We start from the raw sequence: 18,057 nt of genomic DNA on the forward strand, positions 1-18,057 counted from the left end.
GGGTTTAAAGGGGAAAGAGTATGCCACAAATTGAGCGCAGTGCGCTGGTTTTTTACAGTGCACAGCAGATGTTTGACTTAGTCAACGCTGTACCTGACTATCCGCAATTCCTGCCTGGCTGCACCTCTGCCCGTATTGTCAGCCAGTCTGAAACAGAGATGGTGGCATCGCTTACGGTTTCCAAGGCTGGTATTGGCCATTCTTTTACCACCCTTAATACCTTGTACCCGCATCATCGTATTGCTATGCAATTGGTAGACGGCCCGTTTAAGCAATTATACGGCGGCTGGGAGTTTCAGCCATTAAGTGAAACAGCCTGTAAGGTTATTTTAAGGCTGGAGTTTGAATTTTCCAGCCGGCTTATTCAATTTGCCTTTGGTAAAATTTTTGGCGAGCTGACCGCGGCCATGGTGAATGCTTTTACCCAACGGGCAAAACAAGTATACGGAGAAAACCATGTCTGAGCAGATCATGATAGAGGTTGCCTATGCGCTGCCAGATCGGCAAAGCCTGATGACATTATCGGTTAACCGTAACAGCACCGTGCAACAGGTTATTGAGCGTTCAGGCATTTTACAGCAGTTTGCTGAAATTGACCTGGCAGTGCAAAAGGTCGGGATCTGGAGCCGGCCGGTAAAGCTTGATGATGCGGTAAAAGCAGGCGACAGAATTGAAATTTACCGGCCGCTGATTGCCGATCCAAAAGATTTACGCCGTCGCCGGGCCGAGAAAGCCAAAGAAGAAGGCCGGGCAGACAAAGTAACCGGTGGCCGGCCACACGAAGTTAAAAGCGCCACTGAATAAAAAACCAGCTTAATAGCTGGTTTTTTTGTGATCTGCTTTTATCTGCGCCAGAGTTTAAATATCCAGCGGCGTGCTAAACTCGGCCGATTTATCAAAATCGCCTTTTATATCCTGCAATTTGTCGTCTTTAAACTCAACAATCAGCTGCTTTTCAAAGTTATTACCACGGCCACTTTTAAGGGCATAAAAATAGTGCCAGGTGTCGTTGTCAAATGCATTGCTGGCTACCGGGCTGCCTAAGACATAAGTTACCTGCTCTTTGGTCATAGCCACACGCAGCTTATCTACATCTTTTTGTTCTAAAAAGTTGCCCTGTGGAATATCAATACGGTAAATCCAGCTGCTGCAGGCACCAAGGCTAAGTATGCCAACTACCAGGCATAAGGTTTTAATTACTGCTTTCATCTGTCACTTCTGCTTAATCTGATTGGCTTTATCATACCCTATGACAAGCCTTGTGAAAAACCTTCTTTCAGACTGCCGGTGCACATAAAAGTTCTCGGGCATTTGCCAGCGCGCTGGCGCTGATATTCTCGCCTGCCAGCAAGCGCGCAATTTCACTAATACGTTCTTCGTCGGCCAGAGTGCGCATGCGGGTTTCTGTGGCGATACCGTCGGTATACTTTTCTACATACAGTTGCTGATGCCCCTGGCTGGCTACCTGTGGCAAGTGGGTAACACAAATAATTTGCGTGCTTTCGCCCAACTGGCGCAGTAAACGGCCGACACCTGCTGCAACCGGGCCGCTGATACCTACGTCTACTTCATCGAAAATAAGTGTAGGGGTGGTTACTTTGTCAGCCAATATTACCTGAATTGCCAGGCTGATGCGTGATAACTCGCCGCCCGATGCCACTTTATGCATGGCTTGTAACGGCTGCCCTGGGTTAGTAGATACCTGAAATTCAACAGCGTCAATGCCGCTGGCGCTGGCCTGCTCGGCAGCCATAGTGGTTAGCTGTATTTCAAAGCGGGCATTTGCCATGCTAAGTTCATGCATGCTTTTACTGACCTGACTACTAAGTGCACTGGCGGCCTGGCGGCGTTGCTCACTTAACTGCTCTGCCTGTGCCATATAGTCTAACTCGGCCTGCTCAATGTCGGCAGCCAGTTGCAGCAGGCGTTTGTCGTTGCCGGTAAGGGTTGCCAACTGCGCAGACAGTTGCTGATGCAGTGCGGGTAGGGCCTCATGGGCTACCTGATGTTTACGCGATAAGTTCAGCCACAGGCCAAGGCGCTCATCTACCTGTGCTAAACGTTCCGGGTCCAGCTCAACTTTATCGGCATAACGGCGCAGTTCGCGGCTGGCTTCTTCGGTTTGTACCAGCGCATCGTTCAGCATCTGGGCTATGTTATTCAGTGCCGGGTCTAATGTTGCCAGCTGTTCTAACTGGGCAGTGGCGACAGATAATGCCTGATAAATATTCTGCTGTTCGTCATCATACAACAGCTGCAGGCATTGCTGGCTCTGGCTTAACAATGTATTGCCGTGGCTTAGGCGGCTGTGTTCGGCTTCCAGATCGGGGTATTCATTTTCCTGCGGGGCAAAGTTGTCCAGCTCGGCTACCTGATATTCCAGCAACTGGCGCTGGGCATCACGTTGCTGTTGCGATTGTTGTAAATCGCCGTATTCGCGTTGTAATTGCTGCCAGTTGCGCCAGGCCTGGCGGGTGGCATCCAATGTTGCACTGTTGGCGGCAAACGCATCCAGTAATTGGCGCTGGTAGTCGCTTTTTAGCAGTTGCTGGTGCGCGTGCTGGCCATGAATACTGAGTAAATACTGGCCTAAGGCTTTAAGTTGCTGTGCCGGTACCTGCACACCATTAATGTAACCACGTGAGCGACCCTCGCTGCTAACTACGCGCCGTACAATGCACTCGTTGCCCATGGCAAGGTCTTGTTCTGTCAGCCAGTGCTGTGCGGCTTTAAGTTCGCTGATATCAAAGCTGGCGACGATATCGGCTTTATCTGCACCGGGGCGCACGACGCTGGCATCGGCGCGTTCGCCCAAACACAATGATAAAGCATCAATAGCAATAGATTTACCGGCACCGGTTTCACCGGTAATGGTAGACATACCACTGGCCCAATCAATTTCCAGCGCGCGGACAATGGCAAAATTACTGATATGCAGATGACACAGCATGCGATGCTCCAACCTGAATAAAGTTACGCTACAGAACAACTGTGAAAAATAACAGTGTTTATTTATACAGTAACTTTATACAGGAATTGTACAATAGGCAAGCAGCGGTTTAATAAAGTTTGCTGCCCCAGCCCAACTTATTGCGCAGCACATGAAAGTAGCTATAACCCGGCGGATGCACTAACCGAAGTGGCGTAGGGTGTTTACGGATATAAATATCATCACCTGGCATTACCGCCAGAATAACGTGGCTGTCGCAGCTGATTTGCAGGTGAGCATCGTTAGTGCTGGCCACTTTAAGCCTGATTTCGCTATTGCCAGACACCACCAGCGGCCTGCTGCTTAAGGTGTGTGGGAACATTGGCACCAGGCTGACGGCGTCTAAATCGGGTGTCAGGATCGGGCCGCCGCCAGAGAGTGAATAAGCGGTAGAGCCGGTAGGGGTGCTGATAATAAGGCCATCGGAGCGTTGGCTGTATACAAATTCGTCATTGATGTAGGCTTCAAACTCAATCATATGCGCCACTTTATCGGCGTGTAGCACGGCTTCGTTTACGGCACTGTTGCTGCTTTTTACCGTGCCATGGCGGTGTACGGATATTTCCAGCAGGTTACGTTTTTCAGTAACAAAGTTACCTGCCAGCACCTCGCTTAATGGCTGTTGAAAATCTTCCGGCGCTAAATCGGTTAAAAACCCTAAATTACCGCGGTTTACGCCCAGTACCGCCACATCAAAGCGCGCCAATACCCTGGCTGCTCCGAGCATATTGCCGTCGCCGCCTACCACTATGGCCAGATCGCATTTTTTACCCAGTTCAACCAGATCGAGTATTTCTACATCCGGCAGCGTCAGCGATTGGGCTACGCGTTCTTCAACGTAAACTTTCAGGCCTTGTTGTTGTAAAAAACTGTACAGGCTGATCAGCGTATTATTCGCGCCCTGATGGTGTGGTTTGCCAATCAGGCCAACGGTGGTAAAGGCATGTTGCATAGCAGTTTCCTTTCAATGCGTTAGCGCAGTATAACGGCAGCACGCGTTGGACACTAGGCCGTGTTTTACTTGAATTGGTACTTATTGCCCCCATATCCAAGCTCAATGATGAAGTGAGTATGTCGCATGACGTTAGCCCTAAACCGATCTGAGTTGATTTTAAAGCTGATTGTTGAACAGTATCTGCTGGATGGCCAGCCTGTATCATCAAAGCTGCTGGCGGATCATGCTCAGCTGGCCGTGAGTTCGGCTACGGTGCGCAACACCATGATGGCACTGGAGCAGCAGGGCTTAATCCGCTCGCCGCATACCTCTGCCGGGCGCATTCCCACTACTGCCGGTATTCGTTTATTTATCGATAAAATGCTGCAACTGCAGCCGCTTACCAGCATGTGGAATAATGAGTTACAGCGCAGGCTTACGCCACAGTTACCGGTGTCTTTATTGTGCCAGCAAGCCGGGCAGTTACTGACTAACCTTACCGGCTTTGTCGCTATTGTCAGTGCGCCTAAAGCCGACGGCCGTATTGTGCGGCAGATTGATTTAGTGCGCCTGGCCAGTGACAGATTACTGCTGGTGGTAATAGATGAAGACGGTGATATTTTGCACCGCGTGCTGCACTGTGAAAGCGCGATAGACAGCAATACATTAAGCAAAGTGCTGTGTTTATTAAACGCCGCTTTAGGCGGCGGTGGGCAGTGGCAGGATGGTATTGAACGGCTTGGCAGCATAGTGCGTAATGAAACCGGCTTGTGCCAGCAATTATTGCAAAAAGTGCTGGGGCAACTGAGCCTGGATGAGCTGCAGCAGCATCAGCCATTAATTTACGGTCAGCATCAGTTATTACTGGCGCCAGAATACCAGCAAAACCCTGCGCTGCAGCAGGTAATGCAGATGCTGGAACAGCCCGACGGCTTGATCCGCCTGTTACAAACCGTAACGCAGGATGATCAGCCAAAATTATTGTTGGGTAAAGAGTCTGGTTTTATCGAACTGGCTAATGTCAGTGTCATCGTGCAGCGTTATCAGCAACAGCCAAAACGTTTTATTGCTTTACTGGGGCCGCGCAGAATGAATTACGCCCGGCTGATCCCGTTAGTGGAAGCCTGTGCGCGCCAATTAAATTTAAACTTGAATCGGCGCCAGGTATCCCCATAATACACCTACTTAATTTGGGAGTAGTAACACATGACAGAGCAACACCAGCCAAACGACAATGCGCCAGAGCAAGCCAACGAGCATGCCGACACAGTAGAGCTGTCGGGTGAGCAGGCAATTATTGCCAAACTTGAAGCCGAATTGGCCGACGCTAACGCCCGTGTGGCAGAGCAGCAGGATTTAATGCTGCGCATTAAAGCCGAATCTGAAAACGTGCGCCGCCGTGCCACGATGGACGTAGAAAAAGCCCATAAGTTTGCCCTGGAAAAATTTGCCGGTGACTTGTTACCGGTAGTCGATAACCTGGAGCGGGCGCTGGGCTTTATTAACCGTGAAGATGAAGCATTAAAAGGGGTGGTTGAAGGCGTTGAGCTGACCCTGAAAAGCTTTCTGGATACGGTAGCCAAATATGGTGTTAACCAAATTGACCCGCAAGGCCAGCCATTTAACCCTGAGCATCATCAGGCGATGAGTATTCAGCCATCTGCTGATGTTGCACCTAATACCGTTACCTTTGTAATGCAAAAGGGCTACGAGTTAAACGGCCGTTTATTACGCCCGGCAATGGTAGGTGTATCTAAAGCACCGGATTAAAACGGCAGCAGTTCAGCAGAAAAACCGGCTTTACGCCGGTTTTTTTACAATAATTCCCGGTAGATATAAGCTGCCAGCGGATGCTGCTGTTGTTTTAAATCCTGCACAAAAAACTGCGCTATTTTGCTGGCACCTTGCAGTGTCAGGTGGGTGTTATCCACTTTGCCGTCGGGGAATTTTTGATACAACCCTGCCGGTACCTGAATAAAATATGGCTGGCTGTTATCTTTACCCTGCTGTTGCCAGAAATCACAACTTAGCTGCTGTAAGTCAAAAAAGCTGACTTTTGTTTCCTTGGCTACTTTGGCAGCGGCACTGGCATAATCGGCCAGATCACGTTTTAAGCTGCCATCTTCAGCAAAGTTACGCCGGCAAATTGAGCTTGCCAGCATTGGCGTGGCGCCACGCTCACGTACATCAGCAATAAATTGCGTTAAAAATGTCTGATAATCACTGTTAAAAGCGGCATAACGCGCCGGGTCTGACTCTTTTGAATCGTTATGGCCAAATTGGATTAGCACATAATCGCCGTTGCCAAGCTCGCTTAACAGTAATTGCCAGCGGCCTTCAGTTAAAAAACGCCGGGTGCTGCGGCCATTAGCGGCATGGTTCACTACCGTTAGCTGTGGCAATAAAAACTGTGGTAGCAACTGGCCCCAGCCGCGCTCAGGGTAAGCCAGGTTGGGTTTATCCGACATGGTAGAATCGCCGACCAGGTGCAGTTTTACCGGTTGCATTTCAGCGGCTTGCGCCTGGCTCAAGCCAAAGCCGCTGCATAAAGCCAAAATAAGCAGATACTTCATTTATTACTCCTTATTTAGTTGCAGCAGCATTTTTACCTGTTGCTCCGGATCCCAGCGGCCGGCAAAGGTCCACTTAGCGGTGATTTGCTCCGGCGATAGTTGTGATGGATGCTCGGCCAAATTAGCTTTAAGCCAGGGATAAACCACCTGCTTGTTATCGCTGTGGCTAAAATAGTAGCGATCGCCCCACAGGTTAGCGCGGTCGCGTTCTGGCTCGGCCGGATAGGTATGGCGGAATATCGGCTTGTCGGACATATTGGTGCTGTATTGATTATTAATCAGGTAGAACTGCGCATCATAATGCCGCCGGCCCAGCATAAAGCCCGGCACGCCGTCAAAGTGCGAGTCGCGCACCACCATTTTTTGCTGCTCGTTTAACTCGCCGTCATGCCATAAGGTGGCGTAAGCTTTTTTATTGATAAAGGTACTGTTGCTAAAAAACGCCCAGCCGCGCGGGCACACCATATCGGTATGGCCTTCAAAGTAGCAGTTGTCGTGGTAATACATGCCGTCGGTTTTATTCCACAGGCTTAAGGTATCGGCACCGCCGGCAATAATGTGGCAGTTAGCGGTAATAATGCGGGTGGCCTGCTCAAAGCCACGCACCGCGAACTGATGCTCATTATCACCGGTTAGCTCGCCATAGCTGTTTACAATACTGATATTTAACAATGCTATGTCGCTGGAACGGATATTTACCACCGCCGCGCCCCAGTCTGACGGGTGCTGCTTTAGCCAGTTAGTGCGCAGTTCGGCGACGCGAATTTCGGTTTTATCTGCACCTGCACCAATCAGCGCCACTTTATTGCGGGTGAGGTAAATTTTCTCGGCATATACACCGGGGCCAATCTGAATAATGGCCTGAGTATCGTTATCCGGCAGGCTGTTTATCGCTTGCTGAATACTGCGAAACGGCGCATCACCGCTTTGTGCCACTTGCAGGCGGATGATATCGGCGAAGCTGGTTGTACTAAACAGCAGAAAGAGCAAAAGCCAGGGGGGTAGTTTCATAGTATCAGGTTCCAAAAAAAGCAGCCGGCTGCAAGTTTTAAGCATCTGACACGAACCGGTTTACCCACACTAACACGCCGTGAATACGTCCTTGTAGGCTCGATTACAAACTTCATCCTTGAAGTTTGCCCGGTGGGCCAGCAGAGCTGTTCAAATTCGCTCCTGGCGAATTTGTCAGCATCCATGCCTTCAACGGTTAGTTTAGGGTAAGCCGGTTCTCACTCAGGTGGATGCTGCTTAGCACCGGCTAAACACAGGAAGAAACTTAGTTAGTACCAAGCAGTTTGGCTACTTGCACACCGGCCATAATAAAGGGGCCGTTGGCTTTAGCGTCGTTACGAAATACCGGTTCACTCATATAGTATTCATAGCTGCCATCACGGCCAAAACCTAAACCGGCAACCTGACAGGTATTGACTAAGCTTATGCTGTTATCCGGGTGTACCAGAATAAATTCATTTACCAGGCCTTCGTAAGCTTTTACTGCGGTAGCTTTATAGCGTGCATCCAGATAACCGTTATTTACGCCTTTAGCAAAGAAGTAAGTAAACATGCCGCTGGCGGACGATTCTAAATAATTACCCGGTGCGTTGGGTTTATCCAGGATCTGATACCAGGTGCCGCTGTCATGCTGTACTTTTACCAGCGCGTCGGCCAGTTCTGCTGTCATATCCAATAGTGGTTGGCGTAATTCGGTTTGATCTGCAGGGATAATGTCCAGTACATCGACCAGTGCCATAGCTAACCAGCCTAAACCACGGCCCCAGAACTGGCTGGCCAGGCCGGTGTCTTTATCGGCCCAATCCTGCTGGCGGGCTTCATCCCAGGCGTGGTAATACAAGCCGGTGTTAGGGTCGCGCAGTTTTTCACGGCTGATGGTAAATTCTTTTACCACTTCGTCAAAAGCATGGCCTTGCTCAAACGCTTTGCTGTAGTTGGCCAGAAAGGGCATACCCATGTATACGCCGTCCAGCCATAGCTGGTGCGGGTAAATTTGTTTATGCCAGAAGGCGCCCTCAGAAGTGCGTGGGTGTTCAGCTAACTGTTTGCGTAATAAATCCAGCGCCTGTTTATACTCTGGCTTGGGGTTACGCTGGTATTCACGCAGCAGCATATTGCCGGTATTTAAACTATCGATATTATGGTTACTGATTTTGTACGTGCGGATATCACCATCGCTGGTAATAAAAGAGTCGATAACATCCGTCAGCACCTGTTGCCACTGGGCATTAGGTTTAACTTTAAGCAGGTCGTCATAGGCTTGCAGCTGTAAACCGGTAGTGTATTCCCATTTGCTTGGGCGCTGGCGCTCGTAATCCCAGCCACCATAAGCATAGTGAGGGGTTTGCCGTACCATTTCGCTGGCGGCTAAACGCTCGCTCCAGTTTAATGCTACGTCGGCAGTTAACGCTCCGGCTTTTTGCTGCTCAGACAGTGCGGTTTTAAGCGATAACCTGGGGGTTAGCGTAAGTTTTTCTACTTCCTGTTCAAGGTATTCAACAAACTCGGCTTCGGTTTTAATACCGCCTGGCTCACCATCCCAGGCTGAAAGGAAATAATATTCCAGCTCGGTGCCTGATGGCGTCATTACTGCGACATGGCTGTTCTCATCGCCAGTCAGTTGTTTATTAGCGCCACGCTTATACAAAATGGCCATGCCCAGCTTATCGTTGCCACCGGTCAGGGTTTGCTCGCCCCAGGTGGCCAGATAGGTCCAGCTGTGGCCGGTCACTTCTGATTTACCATGCAAAACCTTGGTGTCAGGCAAGCGCACTAAACCGATGGCGATATTGTCCAGCGGCTCGGTTAAAGACAAGCGGGTATGCACCAGGCGGCTACCGGCAGTCATGGACAGGTTAGCGGTTAAGTTGGTGGTTTTACCGGCAATTTGCCAGTCTTTATACTGAATTTGCAGTGCAGAATATAAAGCGCCGTTTTCAATTACTTTGGCGGTGTGGCCGCTGACAGTGGATACCAGTTGCACCTTTTCACCGTCCCAGTAGCCGAAACCGCCGGCGCCAAGCGATTTACCTACTTTAAGTAAATCCATGCCCCAGTCGGCCATTTCATGGTACGACTTATAGCCGTCCAGCCCTACCTGATGCAGCACCGGCTTGCCGGTTTTATTGCCAAATACATCAAAGCCGTTGCGCCAGTCCAGATAAATACGATAGCCGACTTTATCTGACTCTATGCCCGGGCCTTCGTAGCGGATCCACTCGGAATGATCGGTATATTGCGCAGGTGGGGTAAGCTCGGCGACATTTTCAAAGCTGCCGCCAATATATTTAGCATCTTGCCACTGGCCGCCGGTTTTATGCGAAATTTCTGCCTGCGTACGTTTGGCTAACTGCTGGGCATTAAACAGCGCAGTATCGTTAATAATCTGCAGTTGCTTTGTCTCAACGGCGGCAAAATCAAACTGTAATAACAGGCTGTCTTTACTGCCATCACCGTTGTGATCAATCAGTTGTGACGGCACTGTATTGCCGCCATCCAGCGCTACTAACGCCTGTGCCTGGCTTGCTGTTACGCCAAGATCAGTAAATGGCAGCAGCAGGTTTTGCTCTTTGCGTTCAAAGGTAGAAGGGTTGTTGACGCTAAGAGTGGCAATGCTACTGTCGTTGCTGCTAACCGACTGTGGAGTCGTAGCAGAAGGTTGTGGCGAGCAAGCGCTGACAACTGTGGCAATGCTGATACTTAACAAGGTTTTGCCAAAAAGAATGCGGGCCATAGGGTACCTGTTATTACAATTCGTACGTCCATGCTTAGTAAAACGGGCCTTCCGTGGCTCAGCGTTTACCGGGAGAAACTAAAACCGCTATGCCGGAGCATAGCGGGTAGTGCATCGAGGCGATATCAGAACTTGTACTGTGCGCCTAAGTAGTACTGACGACCAGTGCTGTGGTAGTAGGTTAAGCGGTTGCCGCTTGAGTCTACCCATTGATCATCCACTTCATCGGTCAGGTTAAGTGCTTCAAAGCTGATCCGCCAGCTATCAGTTAACTGGTAAGACATAGCGGCGTCAATATTACGGGTAGCGTTGGTGCCTTCCATATCATTGTTGTCGCGGCCGATAGCGTTAGTCAGGTACTTAGAACGATCTGTCAGTGACACACGGGCGCTGAACGTTTCATCTTCATAGTACAGCGTGGCGCTACGGGTAGATTCTGATAAACCCTGTAAGTCACGGGTTGCCAGAATCTGGCCATCAGCATTGATGTAATCCATCTGCGCTTTTACGTAAGTGTAGTTACCCACAAAGCCAAAACGGTCCCAGAATTCTGGCAGGAAGCTAAACGGCATCTGATATTGCACTTCAAAGCCATACAGGTTGCCACCAGGGCCATTTAATGGCGTATTGGTTTGCCACTCTACGTTTTCATTACAGTCTTCACCATAGCCCGGGCCAGCATTACAGGCATCAATGGCTGCCTGAATCGGTAAACCGGTTTCAGTAAATGGCTTGGTTTCACGCAGGCCCTGCACATAGCTGTCGATATCTTTACGGAATACCGCCACACCTAACAAAGATTCATTATCAAAGTACAGCTCTAAGCCTAAGTCATAGGTTTTGGCTTTGGTTGGTTCCAGCGTTGGGTTACCACCGCTAACACTGCGCGAACCACCAGATACCGATACCGATACGTTAGGCCGTAAACTGCCTAAACCGGCACGGGCCATTACTTCGGCATAACCAAAACGGATAATCACATCTTCTAATGGTTCAAATACCAGATTCAGCGATGGCAGGAACTCATTGTAATCATGCTCGGCAGTAATCAGCTCATTGGTGCCACCCAAGGTTGCCCAAGCAGTAGATGACTGATCGGTTTTAACATAACGGCCACCTACATCACCACGAATGGTGGTATCGCCCACCTCAGTTTCAAATGCCAGTTGCAGATAAGCGCCTAAGGTTTTTTCTTCAGCGGAGTAGTTATCTACACGGCGGAAGTCAGAGCTAACAGTAAAATTACCGGTATTGCTGTAAATATCGTATTCGTTAGCAAAGGCATTTAGGTCAGGTATCAGCCAGGCACCTTGTGAACCTAAACCGGAATCATAGCTGGTGATCAGCTCTTCTGGCATAGCGATACCCGGAGTACCAGCCAAGCCGCCTTCACGTTCTAACCGCGCTTCACGGGTTTCAAATTCAAAAGTTTTATAATGTAAGCCGCCGCGCAGTGTCAGGTTGTCGTTAAGCACATACTCCAGGTTCAGAGCGGCGTTATCAAAGGTGTTTTCTGCGCCAAGCGGACGCAAACGTAGGCTGTTAATTTCCCAGCCTGCACTGTCGTATACGCCGTCACCAAATCGCAGATCTGGCGACTGACGGTTGCCACCGCGGTAATCATAACTGAAATCGACACCGGTTTTTTCCATAACAACTGTTGTTTGGATCGGGTTATCAAATTCAGATTTAGCCCGGCCAATCATGCCATCAATTTTAAGATTGTCGGTCAGCTGATGCTGGCCGCTTAAACTAAATTGCAAAAACTCGGTGCCGAGCTCGTCGTAACGGTTTTCGTTACGCACGGTAGCATTTTCAAATGCAGCGTAGGTTACTGTGTTGGTGTCATCTATTTCGTAATCTAACACATTCATCCGTCCGGTCTGACCGTTGCCGTTCAGTATGCCCTGAGTGAACACCTCATTACGGGTTGAATCGTCTTTGGAGTACAAAATATCCAGATTAAAGCGTGTTTCCTGAGTGGGACGGAATTCAAAAGCTGCCGCAGCACCGGTGCGTTTTACATTGTGTGTGTACGAGTCATAACGCGGTAAACGCGGGCGGAAACCTTCGTTTATAGCGACTAAATCTTCATTTTCTGCGTCGGTAATGCCCTGATAGCTGCCAAAGTCATTAACATTATTCCAACGTACTGTACTGGCGCCTTCATCTTTTACATTACGTTCGGACATCGCCAATGAAAATAGTGCACCGAATTTGCCATCGGCAAAAATGTTACTGACGAGGAAAGAGGCTTTTGGATCGACCTCTTCTGATAAATCGTTATAGCCACCTTGTATATTGGCGGCAAAGGTTAAGCCGTCATAATCAAAAGGCCGCGCGGTGCGCAGGTCTACCGTGGCGCCAAGAGAGCCTTCTTCTACGTTGGCAGAGGCTGTTTTACGTACCGTCAGCTCGCTGAATAAATCAGATGAAAAGGTGTTAAAGTCAAAGCCACGGCCACGGTTAGCGCCACCAATCTGGTCAGTACCGCCGCTGGTAGATTGTGCTTCCATACCGTTGATACGTACGCGGGTAAAATCCGGGCCTAAGCCACGAACTGAAATTTGGCGGCCTTCACCGGCGGCTCGGCTAATTGCCACACCAGGAATACGCTGTAAAGATTCTGCTAAGTTAAGATCCGGGAAATCGGCGATATCTTCAGCTTTGATGGTGTCAGTAGATCCGGTTTCAAAGCGCTTCTGGTTTAAAGCGCTGGCCAGGCTGCCACGAAAGCCACCGGTTACGGTAATAACTTCAATGTCTTCTTCCTGTACTTGTGCTGCTGGTTGCTCTTCGGCCTGTTGTGCCTGCAGTGCCGGAGCAACGCCAAGCACGGTAGCTAAGCCGGCCAGCGTAAGCGCGCGCACCAGCTTAGTGGGGCGGAATTGCGTGTTGCGATAAGCCATTTTTTATACCTCGTCCTGAATTGACTTGTAGTTTTAGCCTGAGTCATGCCCCGGCTTTTTGTGTTTTTTCAGGAGCAAAGTGACTTTGCTCCCTGTTGATTTGCTTGTTTCGTATTCAGCCTATATGCTTTGTCTACCGGTGGCAAAAAAAACTTGCAATTTTGTGCCACCGATGGCAAAAAGCTAACACCATCAACTAAAATCTGTCAATTATTGGCGATAATAAAATCAGCCGAATTTGTAAGTAAAACACGCCAACATGGCTTAACTGATTGATTTTTTGATATTTTAGAGTTGTTTCGAATTTTAATTTTGTTCCATATATGAACGAAATATCGTGATGACAAAGTTTATTTAAACGCAGGAGGCCATTATGGCTGCATTATTTTCTCTCGCCGGGCAGACCGCTTTGGTTACTGGCGCCAGCCGTGGTTTGGGCCAGGCTATTGCTGTAGCGCTGGCACAGGCCGGTGCCAAAGTGCTGTGTGCCAGTTCAACCGTTGCAGGCAGCCGCGATACAGTCGCAATGATTATCGAACAGGGCGGCGAGGCCATTGGTTTAGCGGCAGATTTAAGTAATGAAGCTGCAGTAGAGCAGTTAGCACAGCAGGCGCTGGCGCAAGGCGTAGTTGATATTCTGGTGAACTGCGGCGGGACTATTTTCCGTGCCCCGGCACATCAGTTCCCGATGAACGAGTGGCACAAAGTGATTGCAGTAAACTTAGATGCGGCCTTTTTGCTAAGCCAGCGTTTGGGTGCAGAAATGATTAAACGCCAGCAGGGTAAAATTATTAATATCGCCTCAATGTTATCCTACAGCGGCGGTATTACCGTGCCGGCGTACACCGCCAGCAAACATGCTATTGCCGGTATAACTAAAGCACTGGCCAACGAATGGGCGCAGCACAATATTCAGGTTAATGCTATTGCGCCGGGTTATTTCCGTACCGACAACACTGCTGCGTTGCAAGCCGATACCGAGCGTAACGCTGCTATTACTGCGCGTATCCCGGCAGCACGCTGGGGCGAACCGGAAGATTTAGCCGGTGCCGCGGTATTTCTGGCGTCAAACGCCAGTAATTATGTTAATGGCCATGTACTGGCGGTAGATGGCGGCTGGCTGGCGCGCTAAACACTTTACTTTTCAACTGAGGTTTTTATGACTGTTTTATTTGAAAGCCGTTACCCGACACATCCGGATGACGTAAAGCACTATGACACTGACGAACTGCGCCAGCATTTTCTGGTAGATAACCTGATGCAAGCCGACAAGCTGGTATTATGTTACACCCATTACGAGCGCGTTATTGTTGGTAGTGCTGTACCGGTAAAAGCCGCGGTAAAGCTTGACGCGCCAGAGCCGCTTAAAGCGCAGTTTTTTCTGCAGCGCCGTGAGCTGGGTATTATCAACGTTGGCGGTACCGGTAAAGTGTCTGTCGATGGCACCGATTACGAGCTGAAAAACACCGAAGCATTGTACGTTGGCATGGGCGCACGTGATGTGAGCTTTCATAGTAGCGACAGCGCAACGCCGGCAAAATTCTATTTAAATTCGGCCCCGGCGCATCATGCTTACCCCACCAAACACCTGACGATGGATAACTGCACTGTGCTGCAAATGGGCGCGCTGGAAACATCGAACGAGCGGGCTATTCACCAGTTGATGATTAACGATGTGGTGCAAACCTGCCAGTTACAAATGGGCTTAACGGTGCTCAAACCCGGCAGCGTATGGAACACCATGCCAGCGCACCAACATGATCGGCGCATGGAAGCCTATTTCTATTTCAACCTCGGTGATGATCAGCGTGTGTGCCACTTTATGGGCCAGCCGCAGGAAACCCGGCATATTTGGGTGGCCAATGAGCAGGCGGTAGTGTCACCGGCGTGGTCTATTCACAGTGGTTGTGGCACCAGTAATTATGCCTTTATCTGGGGTATGGCCGGGGAAAACCTGGATTACCACGATATGGATAAATTTCCTGCCAGTGCAATGAAGTAGCAACTGGCCTTTCGCTGCCAATAGCAGCAATCGTACCGAGTAAGGCATGCATTAAGACATGCCACTCCTAGCAACAGGGTAGGACGAGTTATGAGAACTATCACCCGGCGGGCCAGCGGCCTGCTGTTGGTGGCGGCTGCTCTGCTGATTGGCTGTAAGCCTCAGCAGGACGTTACCACCTTAAGACTGGCGCACGCGCTGGATCAGGAACATGTTGTACACAAAGCCATGGTATTAATGGGCGAGCGCCTTGAGTATTACTCTAACGGCACTATGCAGGTTGATATTTACAGCGGCGGCCAGCTTGGTAATGAACGCGAATTAGTTGAACTGCTGCAAATTGGCAGCCTGGCGATGACAAAGGTGTCGGCCAGTTCAGTAGAAAGCTTTGTACCGCAAATGCGTGTATTTAGTGTGCCCTATATTTTTAATGACAACGCCCATTTATGGCAGGTGTTAAACGGTAAAACCGGCACTGAATTGCTGATGGCACTGCAACCGGCACGCTTACGCGGCCTGGGCTACTATGACGCCGGTAGCCGCAGTTTTTACTCTACCAATACTGAAATTAATACCCCGGCTGATTTACGTGGCAAAAAGTTTCGCGTGTTGGCCAGCCAAACCGCCGTACGGATGGTTGAGGAGTTAGGTGGCGCCGCCACACCGGTAGATTGGGGCGAGCTGTATACTGCCCTGCAGCAAGGCGTCGTGGATGGTGCAGAAAATAACCCGCCGAGCTTTTACTTGTCGCGCCATTATGAATTAAGCAAATACTACACCCTGGACGAACATACCGCAGTGCCGGATGTACTGATTGTCAGTCTGCCGGTGTGGCAGGATCTGACACCCCAGCAACAGGAATGGCTGCAGCGTGCCGCTAATGATTCTATCGCCTACCAGCGCGAGGCCTGGCAGCAATCTTCTGATGAAGCACTGGCTGCTGTGAAAGCCGCCGGCGTAAAAGTTATTTACCCGGATAAACAGCCGTTTCGCGATGCGGTAGCGCCGTTTCATCAAAGCCTGCAACAAACCGATATTGGCCCCTTACTGCAGCAAATTGCAGATGTAGGCGCGCAAATGGAGGCAAAAAATGACTAAGTTAATCCACGTCGTTGATAGCTTGCTTAAGTGGTTTCTGGCCGGGCTAATGGGCGGCATAGTGCTGGTGGTGTGCTGGCAGGTTGTGTCGCGTTACATATTAAATGCGCCCAGCTCAATTACTGAAGAGTTGTCACGCACCTTTTTAATCTGGATTGGTATGGTAGGGGCGGCTTTTGCCTATCGTACCGGTGTGCATTTGGGGCTGGATATTGTTACCCGCCGGTTTAATGCTGCGTTACAACGTAAGTTGGCAATGGTGCTGACCGCATCGGTCGTTATTTTTGCCATTGCCGTAATGGTGATTGGCGGCGGTAACTTAGTTGCGCTGACTTACGAGCTGAACCAGATGTCAGCCGCACTGGATATTAAAATGGCCTATATCTACGTTGCGGTACCGTTATCCGGTGTGCTGATTGCGTTTTATGGTATTTGCCAGCTGTACTTTATGGCCTGTAACAAACCGACACCGGTAGTAGAGGGGATGCAATAATGGAAATGGCAATTCTGGTTTTACTGCTGGTGTTTTTCGGCTTATTGCTGCTTAACGTACCTATTTCATTTTGTATTGGCCTGGCAACGCTGGCCACTATGCTGCTTAGCGTCGACTTTATGCCGGCGGTTACTACCATGGCGCAGCGTATGGCCGGTGGTATTAACAGCTTTGCACTGCTGGCTATTCCGTTTTTTGTACTGTCGGGGCTGATTATGGGCCGCGGCGGTATTGCCAAACGGCTGATTGAATGCGCGATGGCGCTGGTGGGCATGTTGCCGGGTGGCCTGGCACTGGTTAATGTGATGTCCTGTATGTTTTTCGGCGCGATCTCAGGCTCTGCTGTGGCGGCAACCTCGGCCATTGGCAGTTTTATGCTGCCGGAAATGAAAAAACAGGGCTACGACGTAAACTACAGCGCTGCCGTAACAGCGGCGGCGGCAACCACCGGTATGCTTATTCCGCCGAGTAATATTCTTATTGTGTACGCCATTGCCAGCGGTGGCGTATCTATTGCGGCACTGTTTATCGCCGGTTATTTGCCTGGTATTTTGCTTGGCCTGTCGTTAATGATTGTCTGTGCCGGTTACGCCAAAATAAAAGGCTACCCGGTAGGCGCGCGCTTACCATTAAAGTTGGTGGTACAAAAAGTGGCAGCAGCCGTACCCAGCTTGTTTATGATATTCCTGGTGATTGGCGGTATTGTCAGCGGTGTATTTACTGCCACTGAGGCTGGCGCTATTGCTGTGGTGTATTCGCTGATCCTGGCGGTAGGTATTTACCGTGAAGTAAAAACCACTGAACTGCCGGGCATTTTAATGAAATCGGCAGAAACCACGGCTATCGTGCTGGCGCTTATTGCTACCTCATCGGCTATGTCATGGATTTTATCTTACGAGCAAATTCCGCAAGCCATTAGTGCCGGGATGCTGACAATCAGTGAAAACCCGCTATTAATTCTGCTGATGATTAACCTGATTTTACTGCTGGTGGGCGCCTTTATGGATATGACCCCGGCGGTGCTGATTTTTACGCCGATTTTTCTGCCGGTAGCGGTAGAGCTGGGCATGAGCCCGCTGCATTTTGGCATTATGATGGTACTTAATTTATCTATCGGCCTGGTATCACCGCCGGTGGGTAGTGTGTTGTTTGTCAGCTGTGCCATTGCCAAAACCAAGCTTGAAGCCATTTTACGGCCGTTAATGCCGTTATATCTGGCCATGTTTGTGGTGCTGATGCTGGTAACCTATGTGCCGGCGATCAGCGAATGGTTACCGGCGCAGTTTGGCTTTTAATGCTGTTAAACTCAGGAGT

At 49.8% G+C, this 18,057-nt stretch carries 16 protein-coding genes; 9 read left to right on the top strand and 7 right to left on the bottom strand.

All coding sequences use genetic code 11. From position 1 onward, the window contains the following. Positions 1 to 20: 20 nt before the first annotated feature. Positions 21 to 464 carry a type II toxin-antitoxin system RatA family toxin gene (locus AR688_RS02720; RefSeq protein ID WP_068228761.1) on the top strand — a complete coding sequence of 148 codons (444 nt, stop codon included), beginning with the start codon at positions 21 to 23 and terminating at the stop codon, positions 462 to 464. Then, a complete protein-coding gene (locus tag AR688_RS02725; RefSeq protein ID WP_068228764.1) occupies positions 457 to 804 on the top strand; it encodes an RnfH family protein in 348 nt (115 codons plus the stop codon). The genes AR688_RS02720 and AR688_RS02725 overlap by 8 nt, the downstream gene beginning before the upstream one ends. Before the next feature lie 54 nt (positions 805 to 858). On the opposite strand, the gene AR688_RS02730 is transcribed toward AR688_RS02725, so the two are convergent. The 3 genes from AR688_RS02730 to nadK all read right to left on the bottom strand — a co-directional run bounded on the left by AR688_RS02730 (position 859) and on the right by nadK (position 3,941). Further along, positions 859 to 1,209, bottom strand: coding sequence for an outer membrane protein assembly factor BamE (locus tag AR688_RS02730; RefSeq protein WP_068228768.1), 351 nt, complete (start codon positions 1,207 to 1,209; stop codon positions 859 to 861). 67 nt (positions 1,210 to 1,276) lie between these two features. Further along, entirely contained in the window at positions 1,277 to 2,950 is a 1,674-nt protein-coding gene (gene recN / locus AR688_RS02735; protein WP_068228771.1) for a DNA repair protein RecN, read from the bottom strand. Between the two features lie 109 nt (positions 2,951 to 3,059). Continuing rightward, positions 3,060 to 3,941 (bottom strand): NAD(+) kinase, encoded by an 882-nt coding sequence (nadK, locus tag AR688_RS02740; protein ID WP_068228774.1) that lies wholly within the window; start codon positions 3,939 to 3,941, stop codon positions 3,060 to 3,062. A 126-nt stretch (positions 3,942 to 4,067) separates the two neighbouring features. On the opposite strand from nadK, the gene hrcA reads away from it, so the two are divergent. Together hrcA and grpE are read left to right on the top strand one after the other, a co-directional pair. After that, positions 4,068 to 5,099 carry a heat-inducible transcriptional repressor HrcA gene (gene hrcA / locus AR688_RS02745; protein ID WP_068228777.1) on the top strand — a complete coding sequence of 344 codons (1,032 nt, stop codon included), beginning with the start codon at positions 4,068 to 4,070 and terminating at the stop codon, positions 5,097 to 5,099. 30 nt (positions 5,100 to 5,129) lie between these two features. Beyond that, positions 5,130 to 5,693 carry a nucleotide exchange factor GrpE gene (gene grpE / locus AR688_RS02750; RefSeq protein WP_068228780.1) on the top strand — a complete coding sequence of 188 codons (564 nt, stop codon included), beginning with the start codon at positions 5,130 to 5,132 and terminating at the stop codon, positions 5,691 to 5,693. Positions 5,694 to 5,737: 44 nt separating this feature from the next. Here grpE and AR688_RS02755 read toward each other — a convergent pair whose 3' ends face one another. The 4 genes from AR688_RS02755 to AR688_RS02770 form a co-directional block, all read right to left on the bottom strand. After that, positions 5,738 to 6,496 (bottom strand): rhamnogalacturonan acetylesterase, encoded by a 759-nt coding sequence (locus AR688_RS02755; RefSeq protein ID WP_068228783.1) that lies wholly within the window; start codon positions 6,494 to 6,496, stop codon positions 5,738 to 5,740. Positions 6,497 to 6,499: 3 nt separating this feature from the next. After that, entirely contained in the window at positions 6,500 to 7,507 is a 1,008-nt protein-coding gene (locus tag AR688_RS02760) for a pectinesterase family protein (protein ID WP_068231087.1), read from the bottom strand. 265 nt (positions 7,508 to 7,772) lie between these two features. Further along, a complete protein-coding gene (locus AR688_RS02765) occupies positions 7,773 to 10,241 on the bottom strand; it encodes a glycoside hydrolase family 88 protein (RefSeq protein WP_068228786.1) in 2,469 nt (822 codons plus the stop codon). Positions 10,242 to 10,366: 125 nt separating this feature from the next. Next, on the bottom strand, positions 10,367 to 13,150 hold the full coding sequence (locus AR688_RS02770) for a TonB-dependent receptor (RefSeq protein WP_068228789.1): 2,784 nt from the start codon (positions 13,148 to 13,150) through the stop codon (positions 10,367 to 10,369). Between the two features lie 373 nt (positions 13,151 to 13,523). On the opposite strand from AR688_RS02770, the gene AR688_RS02775 reads away from it, so the two are divergent. The 5 genes from AR688_RS02775 to AR688_RS02795 all read left to right on the top strand — a co-directional run bounded on the left by AR688_RS02775 (position 13,524) and on the right by AR688_RS02795 (position 18,038). Beyond that, positions 13,524 to 14,282, top strand: coding sequence for an SDR family oxidoreductase (locus tag AR688_RS02775; RefSeq protein WP_068228794.1), 759 nt, complete (start codon positions 13,524 to 13,526; stop codon positions 14,280 to 14,282). 27 nt (positions 14,283 to 14,309) lie between these two features. Next, positions 14,310 to 15,152: a 5-dehydro-4-deoxy-D-glucuronate isomerase gene (kduI, locus tag AR688_RS02780; protein WP_068228797.1), complete on the top strand. Its 843-nt coding sequence runs from the start codon at positions 14,310 to 14,312 to the stop codon at positions 15,150 to 15,152. Positions 15,153 to 15,242: 90 nt separating this feature from the next. Then, complete coding sequence (locus AR688_RS02785; protein ID WP_068228799.1) at positions 15,243 to 16,250, top strand: TRAP transporter substrate-binding protein; 1,008 nt, start codon at positions 15,243 to 15,245, stop codon at positions 16,248 to 16,250. After that, on the top strand, positions 16,243 to 16,743 hold the full coding sequence (locus tag AR688_RS02790; protein ID WP_068228802.1) for a TRAP transporter small permease: 501 nt from the start codon (positions 16,243 to 16,245) through the stop codon (positions 16,741 to 16,743). Before AR688_RS02785 ends, AR688_RS02790 begins: the two co-directional genes overlap by 8 nt. Further along, positions 16,743 to 18,038 (top strand): TRAP transporter large permease, encoded by a 1,296-nt coding sequence (locus AR688_RS02795; protein WP_068228805.1) that lies wholly within the window; start codon positions 16,743 to 16,745, stop codon positions 18,036 to 18,038. The genes AR688_RS02790 and AR688_RS02795 overlap by 1 nt, the downstream gene beginning before the upstream one ends. Positions 18,039 to 18,057: the final 19 nt, after the last annotated feature.

The organism is Rheinheimera sp. EpRS3, from assembly GCF_001513785.1.
Lineage (GTDB): Bacteria > Pseudomonadota > Gammaproteobacteria > Enterobacterales > Alteromonadaceae > Alishewanella.